A 15,473-nucleotide genomic window follows, 5' to 3' on the forward strand; every position below is an offset into this window, starting at 1 on the left:
AGCGAGCGGACCAAGGAATCCCTCGAAGGCCGGGCCGGAGGCCCGGCCTGAGGGGATGACGCCGTGTTGTCGGGAGCGTAGCGACCGACTGCTCGGAAGACGCGGTTTGTCTGCCGGTGTCTGCGTGAACAAAGTGAACGCAGGCGGGTCAGAGTGTGTCTCTGACTGTGTTTTTGGCCGAGCTTTTTATCGAGCGAGGCCGCCGTCGGCGGCCTCGCTCGCAATAAAAAGGTCGTTCTACTGGATGTGGCCTTCGTCCCGAAGTTGGTCGGCTTCCTGCTTGTCGTAGCGCCACTTGATGTCGGCCTTCTCGTCCTGCCAGTCCCACGGTTCGACCAGTACCACGTCGTCCTCTCGAATCCAGATGCGCTTTTGCATCTTGCCGGGAATCCGGGCAGTGCGCTCCGTGCCGTCCGCGCATCGAACTTTCACGCGATTCGCGCCGAGCATGTTGGTGACGGTGGCGAACACCTCGTCGTCGTCTGGCATGCGGAGGTTCTTCCGCCGTCCGCCGTCGTTGTCACTCATATTTTTGATTTGGATGCGGGGAGGTTTAAATCCGCCGTCGCGGACCGCCGTTTCGGGAGCAAGGGTATTTAAGTCACGCCCGAACACACCCCGAGGTATGCTCGACAAACTCGGAGCGAAAGGCATCTTCGGAGTGGTTCTCCTACTCGCTGGTATCGCCGTCATCGCCATCCAGAATCTCATCATCGCGGCCGGCATCGGCCTCGTCGTCCTCGGATTCGTCCTGACCGCGTGGGGCCTCGTCTCGGGCCTCATGTCGAGTTTCGGCCTCGGCGGCATGATGGGCGGCGGGTTCGAGTAGCGCCGCTCTCCCCGGCGTCGGCACTCGCCGGACGGTCAGGAGACGAAACCAATCTATCTCGTTGTCTCGATATTTAGAACAATTCTCAAAGAATTAAATAGTTATGTCCTTGCGGGTTGCGGACTACTGCTCTATCTCTTGCAGTTTCTCGCGGCCCGGCGCGACCAGTTTGTCGAGGTAGTCCGCCAGCGCGCCCTTGGCGTCGGCGGGGTGGAGTTCGCCGCTTTCGAGGTCGTCGGCCAGCGCCTCGTAGTCGTCGTACTCCAGATTGCCGCCGTACTCGTCGGGGCGTTCGACCACGACCGTCTCGAAGCGCGGGAAGACGTGGTACTGGAAGATTTCCAGCACCGGGTTTTCGAGGTCGTCCTCGGGGTCGCGGGTCGGCGGACAGAACGCCGAGTTGACCTTCTCCTCGATGTCCTCGGTGGAGTCCTCCATCGAGATGGTGACGCCGGAACTGCTGGACATCTTGCCCTCGCCGGTTCCGAGGTCCGCGAGGATGGGGGTGTGGAGACACGGCCGGGCGTCGTAGCCGATTTCCGGTAGCTCCTCGCGCATCAGCATGTGGACCTTGCGCTGGTCCATCCCGCCGACCGCCAAATCGAGGTCGAGGTACTCGATGTCGAGCGCCTGCATCAGGGGGTAGACGACGTGACTGACCTTCGCCGTCTCGCCGCCCTGAATCTCGGCCATCGCTCGCTGGGCGCGGTTCAGCGTCGTGTCGAGTTCGAGTTTGTGCAGGTCCAGCGCGTAGTCGTCGTCCAACTGGTAATCAGAGCCGTAGACAAACTCGGTCTTGTCCTCGTCCAGTCCGTAGGCGAGGAACTGCTTGCGCATCTTTTCGGCGGTCGCCTCGATTTCCTCGAAGGTGCCCTTGTCGTTGAGGTAGGCGTGAACGTCCGCCAGCAGGATGACGACATCCATCCCGGCCTCTTGCAGGTCGATGAGTTTGTTGGCGGTGAGCATGTGGCCGATGTGGAGGACTCCCGATGGCTCGTATCCGACGTAGACTCGCTTTCCTTCGGGATTTTCGGCGAGTGCTTCGACCTCCTCGTCGGTCACTACCTCCTCGGCGTTCCGCGTAATCAACTCGTAGGCGTCCATACGCGGTTTGTGTCCCGCACGGGGCTTTAGCGTTCCGGGACTGTGCCAACGAGTCGAACGCGCGTCGGCGTCTCGCACGCCAAATATCTGCGAGATAGAACCGGGAATTTAGCGGCCAAGAGTTAGGCCGTCTCCGGTGGGGCTATTCCAGTGATGTCCCGTCGAGATACCGGATGGCGTCTCGGGTCATCTCCTCGGTGAACTGTTCGGTGAGACTTCCCTGCCGAAATCGAATCTCACCCGATTTGAGTGTGTTCAACAGTCACGGTGAACAGTAGGAGGCTTCGTCCGACGGCTGTCTCCCTTCGGTCCAGTGTTCGTCCTTCAACTCGTAGTTGATAGGGTACTCCGAGTGAGTTACCGCTACACAGAGGGAATCCCCCGGAAACGGCATCGACTCTGCCGAGAGAACAACCCACGGTCGAGGGTTCTCGCTCGATTTGAACGGGTCGGGTGCGAAGATAACGTCTCCGCGTTCGCTTCTCACTCCGTCTCACCGGGCCACTCGACATCACCGACCGCGTACTCTGCCCACTTCTCCACGTCGAACTCGTCGCCGTCGTCGTACTGACGTGCCGTCGCCGCGGTCAGTCTAGTTCCGGCCCGAGCCGCCAACTCGTGGTCACTCACCCGCCAGTACTCCGACTTGTGTTCGACCGAACCCCGTTCTCGCAGTCTGTCGAGGACCGGGCCGACGTTCTCCTTCGCCACGCTCGTTTCCTCGGCAATCTCGGACTTCGTGTACGCTTTGTCTTCGTGCCGAATCAGAAAGTCGAGGAGCCGGTCGGCGTCGCTATCGAGGTGCGCGTCCCGTTCGCTTATTCGGTCGAAACGGTCCTTCGTGATGGGCATAGCCCCCTGTGGTTCGTCTTCAGGTATAAACTTCGGGACGTTTTAATATACCGCCGAAAGTTCGGTTTTCACGGACTCTGCCCGCTTGCCTCTGACGAGCGCCCGTCGTATTTCCGGTCTGCCCGATGTTCGCTGATGAGCCTATCGAGTTGCTCTGCCTTCTGCTCTTTCCGGCGCTCCTCGGCGCGGGCCTCCCAGTCCTCGATGACGGCCTCGACCTCGCTCTCGCGGGTCACGGCCAACTCGTCCACCTCCTGAATCGTCACGTCGGCGGCGGGACCCACCGGGACCTCCTCGTCGAACAGCACTTCGTCGGCGGCGTCCGAGAGGCCGCCGTCGCCGGTCAACACGACCTTCGGGTCAACCTCGGCGAGTCGCTCTGCGGTCGAACGACCCGCGCCGGAGGCGTCCCGGAGGTACACTACGTCGTCGGTGGCGAGGCCGAAACTGTCGTGAGCGCGCTCGATGGCTCCCTTGGTGAACTTCTCGACCGGTTTGACCGGGGTGAGTCCGGCCTTCTTCTCGGAGACGTCACTGAAGTTCGAGTGGTCGAGTTTCCAGAGTTCCTTGAGGCGGGCGAGTTTGCCCTCCAAGTCCTCGATTTTCTCGTCGCGCTCGTCCAACTCGCGTTCGAGGCGCTGGTTCTCGCGTTCGAGTCGGGTGACTTCCCGGCGCTCGCGGACCTCCTTTCGCTCCTCGCTTCTGGCCTGTTCGAGGTCACCCTTCAGTTGCCCGATGCGGCCCTCCTTGCGCTCGATGGTGTCTTCCAGTTCTTCGATGTGGTCCTCCAATCGCTCGACTTGAGACTCCAACTCCTTGATGCGCTTCTCGTCGTCGGTCAACTCGCGGGGCGTGTGTTCGGTCTCGTCGTCTTCGGTCTCCTCGTCGTCCGAGAGGTCCGCGAGTGCGGTCTCAACCGAGTCCTCGCCAGCGACCACTCTGGCAGTAACCTCCCCGCGGTCCATTCGCGGAGGCACCTTGTCGGCGATGCGCTCGAACTGGTCTTCGTGGTCGTCGAAGGCGTAGAGCGCGGCGGCCATCGCGTCTCGCTCGTGGTCGTTTTCGTAGTCGTGGTCGCGGGTCCGGTGCTGTTTCTCGTCTATCGGCAGGTCAGACTGGGGAATCCACCCTTCGGCGTCGAAGCTACGGCGTATCTTCTCGACAGTCTCGGGCATCGGTTCCACGTCGGCGGCGACGATAACCGGTCGTCCGCGCTCGATTATCCACTCGATGACCTCGGCGGTGTCGGCGGTCCGGGTGCTGAACACGTCCAGAAGCGCCCCGTCCAAGTCCGCCACCGCGACTGCGGTTGTCGTGCCGGGGTCGATACCGACCAGCACGTGGTCCCGGCGCTTGGCCAGCGGTTCGAACTCGATGCCGTCCCGGCGTTCGCGCTCGACTTCGACCCGAACGTCGCCGGACCGCTCGTTCGAGACCGGGATGTCCTCGGGGCGGCCTTCGACCTCGAAGACGGCGTTCGAGAACCCGCCGTACTTCTCGGTGGCGTCGCGCTCGTAGTCGAGGCCCGCGCCGTCGAGTTCACTCTCGACCTCTCGGGTCCGGGTCTTGACCGACCCGTGGATGCGGCGGGTGTATCGGTCCTCGCTCCACCCGCCCTTGCCGGTCGAGCGACCGCGGGAGACCTTGATTTTCGTGGTGTTGGTGAAAGCAGAGACCTCGTAACCGACGTTGCCAGCCGCGAGTCGCGCTGACGCCTCGGCCTCCTTCATCGGCTTCTTGTCGTAGGGCACGCCGTGGCGCGAGGAGACCCGCGATAGCGGCTCTGGGCGCTCGGCCCCCGTGACCTGCACCAGCCGAGTTCCGTCGGGGAGTTCGCGCAGGAAGTGGACGAGGGCGTCCTTGTCGGCGGCCAACTCGTACATGTTGTCGGTCGCCACGAGCGCCGGCTCCTCGCGTTCGATGAGTCGGCGGAGCTTGCGGTGTGACACCACGTCGCGGTCGATGTTCTCGCCATCGAACGCGACCAGCGCGTAGGAGGGTGCGTCGCCGCGAACGTCCCCGCTCTGGACGTCCACGCCGAAGACGAGCGTGTCGAGGGCACTCGTGCGGGCGTTCACGGTCCGGAGTAGGTGGCGGGCAGATATAAATCCGACGCGGGACGCGTCTGGTCGGCGCGAACGCGGAGAAAAATTGGTGTTCGGTCGAAGGGACAGCGATTAGTCGCGGCGGTACGCGAGGAGCGCGGCGGCGACGAGGGCGACGACTGCGGTAACCGGTGTGAAGCCGGGGGTGTCACCAGTCGTCTCGGCGGTGGTCGTCTCGGTCTCGTCGCTGACCGCCTTCTCGGTCGTCTCGGTGGACTGGGTGGTCTCGGTCGTCTCAGTCGTCGTTTCGGTGGCCTCGGTCGTCGTCGGCTCTGCGCCGAAGTCGCTGGCAGAGAGTTCGGCGTTCAGAATCGAGTTCCGGAAGTAGACGCGCTCGTAGGCCGAGGTGTTGTAGTCGCCGTAAATCTGGACGGTCTCGCCCGCCGAGAGTTTGCGGAGTTCGGCGAGGTCGAACGCGACTGTCACGGTGTCGTTCGACAGCGAGGACGACTCGGCGGCGAGGAGGTCGCTCGCGTTGCCGGTGGTCGCGTAGAAGTCGCTGACGTTCTGGGTGCCGTTGGGCGCGGTGAGTGCAATCGTCGCGGTGCCCTCAGTCACACTCACGGACTGGGTTTCGACCTCGGCGTCCACTCGCCGGATGCGGTTCTCGTCGGTCGGCGAGACCGGACTGTTCTGCTGGACGTACTTCAGCAGAGCCGTGCCGTAGAGCATGTGGGACTCGCTGGTCACGGTGGCGTTCGAGAGCACCGAGTCGTCCCAGCCAGCCATGTAGGAGTTGACGGTGACGTTGTAGGTCTCGTCCTCGGCGAGCGGTTCGCCGTTGACCCACACGTCACGAATCTGGTCGTCGGTGTCGTTGTGGCCGACCCACTCGTACTCGACGCCGCTGACCTGTAGCTTGGCTTCCGCACCGTACTGCTGGCCCTCCTCGCTTTCGAGCGTGACGATTTGGCTGGCCAGCAGTTGTTCGAGTTGCGCGCCGGTCAACTCGACGGTGACCAGCGTGTTCTGGAAGGGCAGGATGTTGTACACGTCGCCCACGGTGAGGTTGCCCGGTCCGTAGATGCTGTTCGAGCGGATGCCGCCCGCGTTGGTGATGGCGACCTCAGCGCCGGTCTGGGCGCGGAAGGAGTCGCCAATCATGTTGCCGAGTGCAGTCTCGTCGTGGTAGTTCGAGGCGAACCGGGAGTCGAGTTCGACCTCGGTCCGACCCGCGACCTCGTTGAGTTCGTCCTTGCGGGCGTCGGTGATAAGCTTCGAGACGGTCTCGTTCTTCGAGACGTTCTCGGTCACGTCGAGGAGTCGGCCGTCCTGCATCGTCACGTCGCCGTCGGCGACGGTCAGGTTGACCTCCGCGACGTGTTCCGCGCGGGCCTCGGCCTCCATGATGACCGCGCCGCCGGTCTCTTTGGGCGGGTACTCAACTTCGTCGTCGCCGACCACGATGGCATCGACGTTCTCGGTCGTGTTAGCGAGGTTCTTGGCCACGGGGACGCCGAGGTGGGCCGAGACGACGACCACATCGACGTTCTCCTCGTCTTTGAGCATCGTGGCGTACTCGCTGGCGGTGTCGGAGTAGTTTTTGAGTTCGTAGCCTTGCTTGTCGAAGTCCACCGCGGTCTTCCCTTTGATTTTCTGGTCGGCCACGCCGACGATGCCGACCTTCACGCCGTCACGCTCGACGACGGTGTAGGGTTCGGCACCGGGAATCGGTTCGCCGGTCTCGGCGTCAACGATGTTGGCCATCAGCCACGGGAACTCGGAGGCGTTGCTGAAGTTGCCCACGCCGTCGAACCCGTAGTCGAGGTCGTGGTTCCCGAGGCCCTCGCCGGCGGGGTCGATGACGTTCAGCGCCTTCACCGGGACCCGCCACTGACTGAGCGGCGAGAGCGAGTGAGGACTCACTTCGTCACCGCCGCCGACCACGACGGTCGGGTTGTCGTGGGCAGACCGGCGCTGGTCGATGAGCGTGACCATCCGCGGCAGGGTGCCGTTCTCGGCGGCCGCGGTCTGGATGTCGTTGTACGACAGGATGGTCAGGGTCGTAGAGTTGTTCGTCGGGGCCTGCGCCGAGGACGGAGCGGGCGCAGATGTTCCCGTCGCGCTGTGCGTGTCGGAGACGCTCGCCGCGGCGGGCGGCACCGCTCCCGCGACGACGAGGCAGAGAATCAATAGCAGTGATGCGGCTTGACGCATACGTCCGTTTGATAGCAGAACTTCTGGATAAAACCAGCTATTTTCCAACTATTCGTGAAAACATAGCACGGCAGGAAATTAATCTATCGGCCGAACGCCGTCACTCCGTCGCGCGTCCCCGGCCGAGAGCGATTTTTGCACTCGTAAATAATTCCTAAAGTAATTATATTAATTCCAATAGCAAGATAAATATTTCTTCAAGCCGCGGTCACGACCGTCCATAGCCGACGCGCTCGCCGACACGGACGATTACCACGACCGGCGGCTTTCCGCGTGGGGAAACGCAAGTCGCCGTTTGAGTCTCGAACAGGTTTATTGGGGTCTTGAGAAAACTACCGATACGCTATGAAGCCGCTACGAGTCCTCGTCGGTACTGGTGTCGTCTTCGTCCTCGTCGGCCTGTTCGTAATCGGGTACTCCGTCGTGAACCCGATTTGCACCGGACTCGGCGCGTGCGGGCCGAACTACCCGCTGACCGCTATCGGTCTCGCCGTCTCGCTCGTCGGCATCGCCATCGGACTCGGTGTTCGGCGTCGAAGCTAACGCGAGACGACAGTCCGAGGCGGCTGGATTAAACCGAAAAAATAGTCGGACTAACTGATGGCGTAGTTCGTGTTGTTGAACACGCGCCAGACGGGGTAGCCGTAGGCCGGATTGCCCTTCTCGCCGCTGAAGCCACACCCGCTGTAGGAACCGTTCGGTTCGAAGCCGGTGTGGACCGTGATTGCGAAGTTTCCGTCCGAGTTTGGCCACCAGTACGGTCCACCCGAGTCGCCCTCGCGGGCTTGGTCGGGGAACCCGAGTTTAACTGCGCTTCCGTACATCTGGATGCAACTGTTGGCACCGTAGAACGAAGCTAAGTCGCCCTTGAGCGTTCCCGTCTGATAGCCCGACATCACGCCTTGTTGCCGAATAGCGTCGGTGTCTCCCTGCAAGGAGTCGATACCGCTCTCGGTCACCCAACCGTTGAGTTCGATTTCGTTTTCCTCGTACTGGATGGTGTTACCGTATCCGCCGCCGCTCCGTTCGATGACACACCAGTCGTGAGTCTTGTGACCGTCCACGGCGCTTCCGATGTAGTCGCCTTGATAGTCGTATACGTCCGTCGAGGCGATTTTACAGCTATCGCTACCGCCGTCGAGGACGTGGTTGGCGGTGTACAGGTACTCCGCCGTGTCGTCGAAGACCATGAACCCGGACGTGCCGTAGTGGTAGCCTCCCGAACTGGAGTCTTTGATGAAAAGTCCGCCGGGGAACGGACTATCCGTCACTTCGTCGTAACAATCGACATCCGCCGGCGTGAACTCGCCGTTCATCCGCCGAACTGCGACGTCGGAGACGACGAGTTCGCTGGGAGTGCGTATACCCGCCTCCTCGGCCGTATCGGGGAGCGAAGAAATCTGGGCCGCGGTTGCCTCCGGCCGCACGGAGATTTCGGGCTGGCAGTAGTAGACGCCGCCGTCCATCCGCTCGGTCGGTGCGTAGGCGACGGACCCGACGAACGGCGCGCTCTCCAGAGCATTCCGGAGCTTCGACGTGACCGTTTTCAGCGCGCGCTGGTGGTCCAGCCACTTCTGCGGAACTTTCCTCGTGGACCGCGGTTCCGAGTTCAGGCCGCCGCGGGCAGTGACGATTCGAGTCGAGGAGTCGGACGTGGAGACGCCGAACTCGCTCAGTAGTCCCGAGAGACCAGCGACACCGACTCCGGACTTCTTCAGGACCGACCGGCGAGTCGAACTGGACGGCGTTCTGGTTACGGCGTTCGACCGCGTAGTTTCAGATGCTGAATTGTTTGTATCCACACAGTAGATGGACTACTTGAATACGTTAAAATTTATGCCGAAAAATACAATTGTTAGAAGGCCGAAGTAAGTGGGTCAGTCAGGCTCCTGACGCGACTATTCGTCGGGGTACGGAATCTCGCGGATTTCGCCGTCGTCCGGCACGAACGCCTCGCCGTCGAAGACCTCCCGCGCTTCTTCGAGGTGGTCGGAGACGTTGCCCCCGTAGCGCGAGGAGATGTGGGTCAGCGCGAGACGCTTCGCGTCGGCGCGCTTGGCGATTTCGGCGGCCTGCCGGGCGGTCGAGTGGGCGGTGTTGCCAGCGCGCTCGGCCCGGTCGTCGGCGAAGGTGGCGTCGTGGATAAGGAGGTCGGCCTCGTCGGCGATTTCGGCGACGGTGGCACTCGGTCGGGTGTCGCCGGTGTAGACGAACGTCCGGCCGGGCCGGGGGTCGCCGACGACCTGCTCAGGTTCGACGGTCGTCCCATCGTCCAGTTCGACCGGTTCGCCCTCGTGGAGTTGCGAGAACTTCGGGCCGACCGGGACGCCTAGCTCCTCGGCCTTCTCGCGGTCGAACCGGCCCTTCCGGTCGTCCTCGATGAGGGCGTAGCCCAGCGAGTTGGTGTCGTGGTCGGTCCGGAAGGTTCGGACCTCGTAGTCGTCGCGCCGGACCGCGGCCTCGTCGGGACCGACGCCGTAGATGTGGACCGGGAAAGAGGGGTGATTGTCGGCGGCGTGAATCAAATCGTGGATGTCCTCCTCGGTTCCGGTCGGGGTGTAGATGGTCAGGGCCTCCTCGCGGTCGTTGAAGTCGAGGGTCTGAATCAGGCCCGGCAAGCCAAGCACGTGGTCGCCGTGGAGGTGCGTGATAAAGATGTCCGAGACGGTGAACCCCGTCCCGAAGCGCATCATCTGGCGCTGGGTCCCCTCGCCCGCGTCGAACAGCAACCGGTCTCCCTCCCGGTTGACCAGCACCGAACTCGGGTTTCGCTCTGTAGTCGGCACTGCCCCGCCGGTTCCGAGAAAGGTCACGCGCATCGACATCCTCAGAGACACTCGGGGAGCGCGTGGGAAAGCGCCTTCGAAATCCCGACCACGATATGCCGAGTTACTCCACAGGAAACAGCAGGTTACGAGTCCGAGCGCCTGCAACGAACTGCGGCATAGTCCGGGCCTAAAGGAGCGTATCTATCTGTTACGCGGATAAACAGTCGCGCCCGTTTATTCGCGGTCTCACCGTCTGATATTCTGCAGATTGGGGGTTACAAATGACACGTGAAAGCAGAACAATTAGCGCCGTCTTCATGGCGGTGCTACTGGTTTTAGCGAGCGGGACAGCCGTATCGCTGGCAGTAACAGGTAGTTCGACAACAGACGGAGGGACGAACGCGGTGGGGGTCCAAGAGACGACCACCGCGGCAGACGACGGTGAGTCGGCGTCAGTGACGATAAACGAGCAGGAGACTGAGGGTGCGCAGGTCGTCATCGAATCGGTGACGATGCCGGAGGGCGGCTTCATCGCCATCCACGACTCGTCGGTGGCCGAGGCCCCGATTGCGAGCGTCCTCGGCAACTCGGTGTACCTCGAAGCCGGGACCCACGAGAACGTGACCGTCACGCTGGCCCGGCCCATCACCGAGAGCCAGACGCTGGTCGCCATGCCGCACCTCGACACGAACGACAATCAGGTGTACGACTTCGTCCTCTCGACCGGGGAACTCGACGGTCCGTACACCGCGAACGGTTCCGTCGTCATCGACCAAGCGAACGTGACGCTCGCTCAGGAGACGACTACGACGACGGAAGCGCCCGAGGAGACCACCACCGAGGACACCACGACTGAAGCAGTCGAGGAGACCACCACCGAGAAGGCCGAAGAAACCACGACTGAAGCAGTCGAAGAAACCACGACCGAAGAAGTCGTGGAGACTACCACCGAGGAGGCCGAAGACACCACGACTGAAGCAGTCGAAGAAACGACCACTGAAGCAGTCGAGGAGACTACGACCACCGAAGAAGTGGTGGAAGAAACCACGACCGAAGAAGCCGAGGAGCCACCGGCCGAGATGGAGCAGTTCGTCTTCAAGATAGAGCAGATGAGCATCGACGAGTGGTCCTTCGTCGTCGGTGATGAGGAAACGCCCGACCGGACCGAGACGCTCAGCAACGTCAACATTCAGGACCGCCGGGTTACCATCAACCTGACCGAAGTCCTCCAGCAGAGCGCGGCCAGTCAGGCCCAGATGGGTGAAATCACCACGCAGAGTCCCGAGCAGATAGAAGAGCAACTCGAGGAGAACCTCTCGCAGGACATCCAGACAGTCCGGTTCGTCATCCGGAACGTCAACGTCGAGAACGTGACGTTCGTCATCACGGCTCCGGAGGACATGGAACTTCCCCAGCCGCCGATGACGACCACGACGGAAGCGCCCGAGGAGACCACCACGACTGAAGCAGTCGTTGAGGAAACGACCACCACCGAGGAGGTCGAGGAGACTACCACGACCGAAGCAGTCGAAGAAACCACCACGACTGAAGCAGTCGAAGAAACCACTACGACTGAAGCAGTCGAGGAAACGACCACGACTGAAGCAGTCGAAGAAACCACTACGACCGAGGAGGTCGAGGAAACGACCACGACCGAAGCAGTCGAAGAAACCACCACGACTGAGGCGGTCGAGGAGACAACCACCGAGGAAGTCGAAGAAACCACCACGACTGAAGCAGTCGAAGAAACCACCACGACTGAAGCAGTCGAAGAAACCACCACGACTGAAGCAGTCGAAGAAACCACCACGACTGAAGCAGTCGAAGAAACCACCACGACTGAAGCAGTCGAAGAAACCACCACGACTGAAGCAGTCGAAGAAACCACCACGACTGAAGCAGTCGAAGAAACCACCACGACTGAAGCAGTCGAAGAAACCACCACGACTGAAGCAGTCGAAGAAACCACCACGACTGAAGCAGTCGAGGAGACTACCACGACCGAGGAGACCATCGGCGCGGAGGACCTCAACTCCTTCGAGGTCTCGGAGTTGGACGCACCCGAAAGCGCGTCGGCCGGCGACACCGTCACGGTGACGGCGTCGGTCAGTAACCCCAACGACCAGCAGGCCACCCAGACGGTTGCCTTCCGACTCGAAGGCACCGTCATCGCCCGCCAGACCGTCACGCTCGACGCCGGTGAGCAGACCACCGTGACGTTCGAAATCGACACGGAGGGCGTGCCCGCTGGACAGTACATCCACGGGGTCTACACCCGCGACTTCGGTGAACTCGCGGTCATCGTCATCGAAGAACCGGGCGCTGAGACGACGACAACCGCCGCGAACGCGACCACGACCGCCGAAGCGTAGACGGACACCAGTCGAGGACCGGCCTCGACAGAACGTCTCCGAATTACTACTTTTTGCGGTTCAGAACCGTTAAATCGCATGCAAGCGCCGAGGTAGAAACGGATACGAACGGGAGCGCCGATTTATTAAGGGCTGGTGAGTCCGGACGAACCGTGATGCGACGATACGCGACTGTCTGTCTCGCAGTGATGCTCGTCCTCGGCGGATGTGTCGGCGGACAAGGATGAACAACCACGTCGCCGGGCGCGGGCGACGGTGAAACGACGATGACGACGAATGGGGAAACGACCACCGACGAGACGACAACGACCGCGAACCAGACGACGACTGCGTAGGCGCTCGCGCTCGCCGACCGATTTCGGCATTCAAAGTATTTTGAAAGGACAGGTGTAGTTATTCTAAGCAACGGATTTTATTTTTTTCCGTCGTGAGTCGGTGCCACAGCGGCGACCCGTCCGCGGCCCATCGGGGCGTGTTGTCGGTCTATCGTCGGCCTATCGTTGTCCTGTCGTCGTGCTGTCGGCCTATTGGCGGACCGGCGGTGACCAACCGACTGATTCTTACCCGGCGGTCACCTACGCGCCAGTAATGGACGCGCCGCTGTGGACCGAACGGTACGCGCCCGACCTCGCCGACCTCCCGCAGTCCGAGGTCCGCGAGTACCTCCAGAAGGCCGTAGACGACCCGATTAACCTCGTCATTCACGGCCCCGCCGGGGCCGGTAAGACCGCCGCCGTGAGGGCACTCGCCCGCGAGGCCCACGAGGACCCCGACAACGACCTCGTGGAAATCAACGTCGCGGACTTCTTCGGGATGACCAAGAAGGAAATCGCCAACGACCCGCGCTTCTCGTCGTTCATCGACAGCAAGCGCAAGCGGAACTCCTCGAAGGCCGACCTCATCAACCACGTCCTCAAGGAGTCTGCGAGCTATTCACCGGTCTCGGGGACGTACAAGACGGTCGTGCTGGACAACGCCGAGGCCATCCGCGAGGACTTCCAGCAGGCCCTGCGCCGGGTGATGGAGCGCCACCACGAGGCGACCCAGTTCATCATCACCACCCGTCAACCGACCAAACTCATCCCGCCCATCAAGTCGCGGTGCTTCCCGGTGGCGATGCACGCGCCGAGCGAGAGAGATGTCGCGTCAATCCTCAAAGAAATCTTAGAACAAGAAGGCTCCGAATACGATTATTTCGCGCTTCAGATTCTGGCTAGAGACGCCGGTATGAACATCCGTGAGGCGATTCTGAGTGCCCAGACGCTCCACGAGAAGGAGGGCGAGGTCACGACCGACACCATTCCGCTGGTTCGGGAAATCGGGATTCGAGAGCGTATCGAGGAGATGCTGGACGACGCGGAAGCAGGCGACTTTCAGGACGCCCGCAAGACGCTAGACGATTTACTCGTCGACGAGGGCTACAGCGGCGAGGAAGTCCTGCACGAAATCCTCGACGTTGTCAACGACAAAGACCGATACACTGGGAAAGAACAGACGCGCGCCGAACTCACCCAACTCGCAGGCGAAATCGATATGGACCTCGCCGAGGGGTCGAGCGACCGGGTTCACCTCGGCCACCTGCTGGCGGAACTCGGGTCGAAGGGCGAAGCGTAGCGGACGCGGATTTTGCCGTTGAAAACCCCAATAACGTAACCGAATAGTTATGTTAAAGCAACCTAACGTATAGTTAGATGGTACAACAGACCGTTCTGTGCATCGCCGACGAGAGCGAGGTCGGCGACATCGCCGACGCCCTCGAAGACGACCCCCAACTCTCGCCGGTGACGCTCACGTCCGTCGCGGAAGCCGTCGAAGCCCTCGAAACCGAATCCGTGGCCTGCGTCGTGACCGGGTACGACCTCCCCGACGGCACGGGCCTCGACGTGGTGGGCACGATTCGTGAGGAGGCACCCCAGACCCCCTGCGTCCTCTACACCGACGTCACGCCGACCGAAATCGACACCTCCTCGTTCGAGGACGTCATCGTGGAGTACCTCAACCGCGACCTGCCCGACGCCGAAGACCGACTCGGATTCGTCGTGGACGACCTCATCGCTCACAGCGCGCAGGTCGGCTTCCTCGTCCCCGACGACGAGGAGTCCCGACTCGACTCCCTCGACGCCTACGATGTCGATGAACTCCCCATCGAGGAGAGTTTCGACCGCCTGACCGACCTCATTGCAAGCCACTTCGACGCCGCAGTCGCGTTCATCGGTCTCATCGAGAAAGACGAGGAGAACTTTCTGGCCTGCACCGGGGCCGACTGGGACTCGCTCACCCGCGAGGACACCATCTGCACGCACAGCATGCTTCAGGAGGACGTGATGGTGGTCGAAGACGTGACCGAGGACAAGCGATTCGCCGAGAACCAGCAACTCCGGGACCTCGGCATCGTCTCCTACGCCGGCGCGAACATGACGACTCCCGAGGGACAGACCATCGGACAGGTCTGTCTCATCGACCACGAACCCCGCACCTACTCCGAACAGCAACAGGCCGAACTCCAGCAGTTCGCCGAGACAGCGATGGAGATTCTGGAACTTCGCCAGTCGCTTCTCGACGCCGTGAGTTCGGGAGGCCAAGCATGAGTCTCTCCGAGAATCCCGCGTTCGACGTGTCGAGCCTCTCGCTGGACCCCATCGAGGAGGGCACCAGCATCCTGCTGACCGGCGACGACAGCGACGCGCTCGAAACCATCTTCTACCGCCTCGTCGCCGCCGAGGACGGCGAACGCTCGCTGGTGCTGGCGACCGAATCCACCGGCCGCGACGTGAACCGCGCGCTGGATGATGCGATTCCGACCGCCAGCGAGCGCTCGACAGTCCTCACCTGCGAGGGACCCGACGCGAAGTCGAACGTCACCACGGTTCAGGACGTGACCGACCTGACCGGCCTCGGGATGCAGTTCTCGTCGCACGTCACGCAGGCCCAAGCCAGCACGGACCGCGTTCGGGCCGGCATCCTGTTCTGTTCGAGCATCTGCCGGGAAGTCGAGGACACTCGGTCTGTCTTCCGGTTTCTCAACTCGAATCTGCTGGGCCAACTCCGGCGAAACGAGGCCATCGGCGTCTGCGCCCTCGACACCAGCACCGACATCGGGAGCAAGACCAGTAGCGTCATCGCCGGGATGGAAACCTCCTTCACCGCCCGCATCGACGTGGAGACGACCGGTTCGGGCGAGGCGACCCTGCACGTCTCGGGCCTCGGCGACGACGACCGAAGCATCGACGTGTCGCTCTGAGTCCGTCCCGACCGCAACCGATTTTTGACGCGCCTTCGACGCTCC

The 15,473-nt window shown here is 62.1% G+C and carries 13 protein-coding genes; 6 read left to right on the forward strand and 7 right to left on the reverse strand.

The window, feature by feature from the left end:
• Positions 1-237 precede the first annotated feature (237 nt).
• Positions 238-528, reverse strand: coding sequence for a translation initiation factor eIF-1A (gene eif1A, locus P2T57_RS11040; protein ID WP_128477100.1), 291 nt, complete (start codon positions 526-528; stop codon positions 238-240).
• A 97-nt stretch (positions 529-625) separates the two neighbouring features.
• On the opposite strand from eif1A, the gene P2T57_RS11045 reads away from it, so the two are divergent.
• Positions 626-829, forward strand: a complete 204-nt coding sequence (locus P2T57_RS11045; protein WP_276299262.1) for a DUF7470 family protein — start codon at positions 626-628, stop codon at positions 827-829.
• A 123-nt stretch (positions 830-952) separates the two neighbouring features.
• Here P2T57_RS11045 and P2T57_RS11050 read toward each other — a convergent pair whose 3' ends face one another.
• The 4 genes from P2T57_RS11050 to P2T57_RS11065 form a co-directional block, all read right to left on the reverse strand.
• Positions 953-1,933 (reverse strand): tyrosine--tRNA ligase, encoded by a 981-nt coding sequence (locus tag P2T57_RS11050; protein WP_276299263.1) that lies wholly within the window; start codon positions 1,931-1,933, stop codon positions 953-955.
• Between the two features lie 483 nt (positions 1,934-2,416).
• Positions 2,417-2,785 carry a MarR family transcriptional regulator gene (locus P2T57_RS11055; RefSeq protein WP_276299264.1) on the reverse strand — a complete coding sequence of 123 codons (369 nt, stop codon included), beginning with the start codon at positions 2,783-2,785 and terminating at the stop codon, positions 2,417-2,419.
• A gap of 68 nt (positions 2,786-2,853) precedes the next feature.
• Positions 2,854-4,863, reverse strand: a complete 2,010-nt coding sequence (locus tag P2T57_RS11060) for a DUF460 domain-containing protein (protein ID WP_276299265.1) — start codon at positions 4,861-4,863, stop codon at positions 2,854-2,856.
• 99 nt (positions 4,864-4,962) lie between these two features.
• Complete coding sequence (locus P2T57_RS11065; protein WP_276299266.1) at positions 4,963-7,047, reverse strand: bifunctional metallophosphatase/5'-nucleotidase; 2,085 nt, start codon at positions 7,045-7,047, stop codon at positions 4,963-4,965.
• 345 nt (positions 7,048-7,392) lie between these two features.
• On the opposite strand from P2T57_RS11065, the gene P2T57_RS11070 reads away from it, so the two are divergent.
• A complete protein-coding gene (locus tag P2T57_RS11070; RefSeq protein WP_276299267.1) occupies positions 7,393-7,590 on the forward strand; it encodes a hypothetical protein in 198 nt (65 codons plus the stop codon).
• A gap of 50 nt (positions 7,591-7,640) precedes the next feature.
• On the opposite strand, the gene P2T57_RS11075 is transcribed toward P2T57_RS11070, so the two are convergent.
• Together P2T57_RS11075 and rnz are read right to left on the reverse strand one after the other, a co-directional pair.
• On the reverse strand, positions 7,641-8,849 hold the full coding sequence (locus tag P2T57_RS11075) for a hypothetical protein (RefSeq protein WP_276299268.1): 1,209 nt from the start codon (positions 8,847-8,849) through the stop codon (positions 7,641-7,643).
• Positions 8,850-8,945: 96 nt separating this feature from the next.
• Positions 8,946-9,872 (reverse strand): ribonuclease Z, encoded by a 927-nt coding sequence (rnz, locus tag P2T57_RS11080; protein WP_276299269.1) that lies wholly within the window; start codon positions 9,870-9,872, stop codon positions 8,946-8,948.
• 224 nt (positions 9,873-10,096) lie between these two features.
• Between rnz and P2T57_RS11085 the strand changes: the two genes are divergently transcribed.
• The 4 genes from P2T57_RS11085 to P2T57_RS11100 all read left to right on the forward strand — a co-directional run bounded on the left by P2T57_RS11085 (position 10,097) and on the right by P2T57_RS11100 (position 15,428).
• Entirely contained in the window at positions 10,097-12,187 is a 2,091-nt protein-coding gene (locus tag P2T57_RS11085) for a DUF7282 domain-containing protein (protein ID WP_276299270.1), read from the forward strand.
• A 588-nt stretch (positions 12,188-12,775) separates the two neighbouring features.
• Positions 12,776-13,801 carry an AAA family ATPase gene (locus tag P2T57_RS11090; RefSeq protein ID WP_276299271.1) on the forward strand — a complete coding sequence of 342 codons (1,026 nt, stop codon included), beginning with the start codon at positions 12,776-12,778 and terminating at the stop codon, positions 13,799-13,801.
• A 77-nt stretch (positions 13,802-13,878) separates the two neighbouring features.
• A complete protein-coding gene (locus P2T57_RS11095) occupies positions 13,879-14,775 on the forward strand; it encodes a GAF domain-containing protein (protein WP_276299272.1) in 897 nt (298 codons plus the stop codon).
• Entirely contained in the window at positions 14,772-15,428 is a 657-nt protein-coding gene (locus P2T57_RS11100; RefSeq protein ID WP_276299273.1) for a DUF7504 family protein, read from the forward strand. Before P2T57_RS11095 ends, P2T57_RS11100 begins: the two co-directional genes overlap by 4 nt.
• The last annotated feature ends 45 nt before the right edge of the window (positions 15,429-15,473 follow it).

The sequence above is a fragment of the Halorussus lipolyticus genome (assembly GCF_029338375.1).
Taxonomy (GTDB): Archaea; Halobacteriota; Halobacteria; order Halobacteriales; family Haladaptataceae; genus Halorussus; species Halorussus lipolyticus.

Excerpts from the sequence above, each read along its gene's own strand:
- rnz (WP_276299269.1), bottom strand. The coding sequence starts at position 9,872 with ATGTCGATGCGCGTGACCTTTCTCGGAACCGGCGGGGCAGTGCCGACT.
- P2T57_RS11095 (WP_276299272.1), top strand. The coding sequence starts at position 13,879 with ATGGTACAACAGACCGTTCTGTGCATCGCCGACGAGAGCGAGGTCGGC.
- P2T57_RS11100 (WP_276299273.1), top strand. The coding sequence starts at position 14,772 with ATGAGTCTCTCCGAGAATCCCGCGTTCGACGTGTCGAGCCTCTCGCTG.
- P2T57_RS11055 (WP_276299264.1), bottom strand. The coding sequence starts at position 2,785 with ATGCCCATCACGAAGGACCGTTTCGACCGAATAAGCGAACGGGACGCG.
- P2T57_RS11045 (WP_276299262.1), top strand. The coding sequence starts at position 626 with ATGCTCGACAAACTCGGAGCGAAAGGCATCTTCGGAGTGGTTCTCCTA.
- P2T57_RS11065 (WP_276299266.1), bottom strand. The coding sequence starts at position 7,047 with ATGCGTCAAGCCGCATCACTGCTATTGATTCTCTGCCTCGTCGTCGCG.
- P2T57_RS11090 (WP_276299271.1), top strand. The coding sequence starts at position 12,776 with ATGGACGCGCCGCTGTGGACCGAACGGTACGCGCCCGACCTCGCCGAC.
- P2T57_RS11050 (WP_276299263.1), bottom strand. The coding sequence starts at position 1,933 with ATGGACGCCTACGAGTTGATTACGCGGAACGCCGAGGAGGTAGTGACC.
- eif1A (WP_128477100.1), bottom strand. The coding sequence starts at position 528 with ATGAGTGACAACGACGGCGGACGGCGGAAGAACCTCCGCATGCCAGAC.
- P2T57_RS11070 (WP_276299267.1), top strand. The coding sequence starts at position 7,393 with ATGAAGCCGCTACGAGTCCTCGTCGGTACTGGTGTCGTCTTCGTCCTC.
- P2T57_RS11085 (WP_276299270.1), top strand. The coding sequence starts at position 10,097 with ATGACACGTGAAAGCAGAACAATTAGCGCCGTCTTCATGGCGGTGCTA.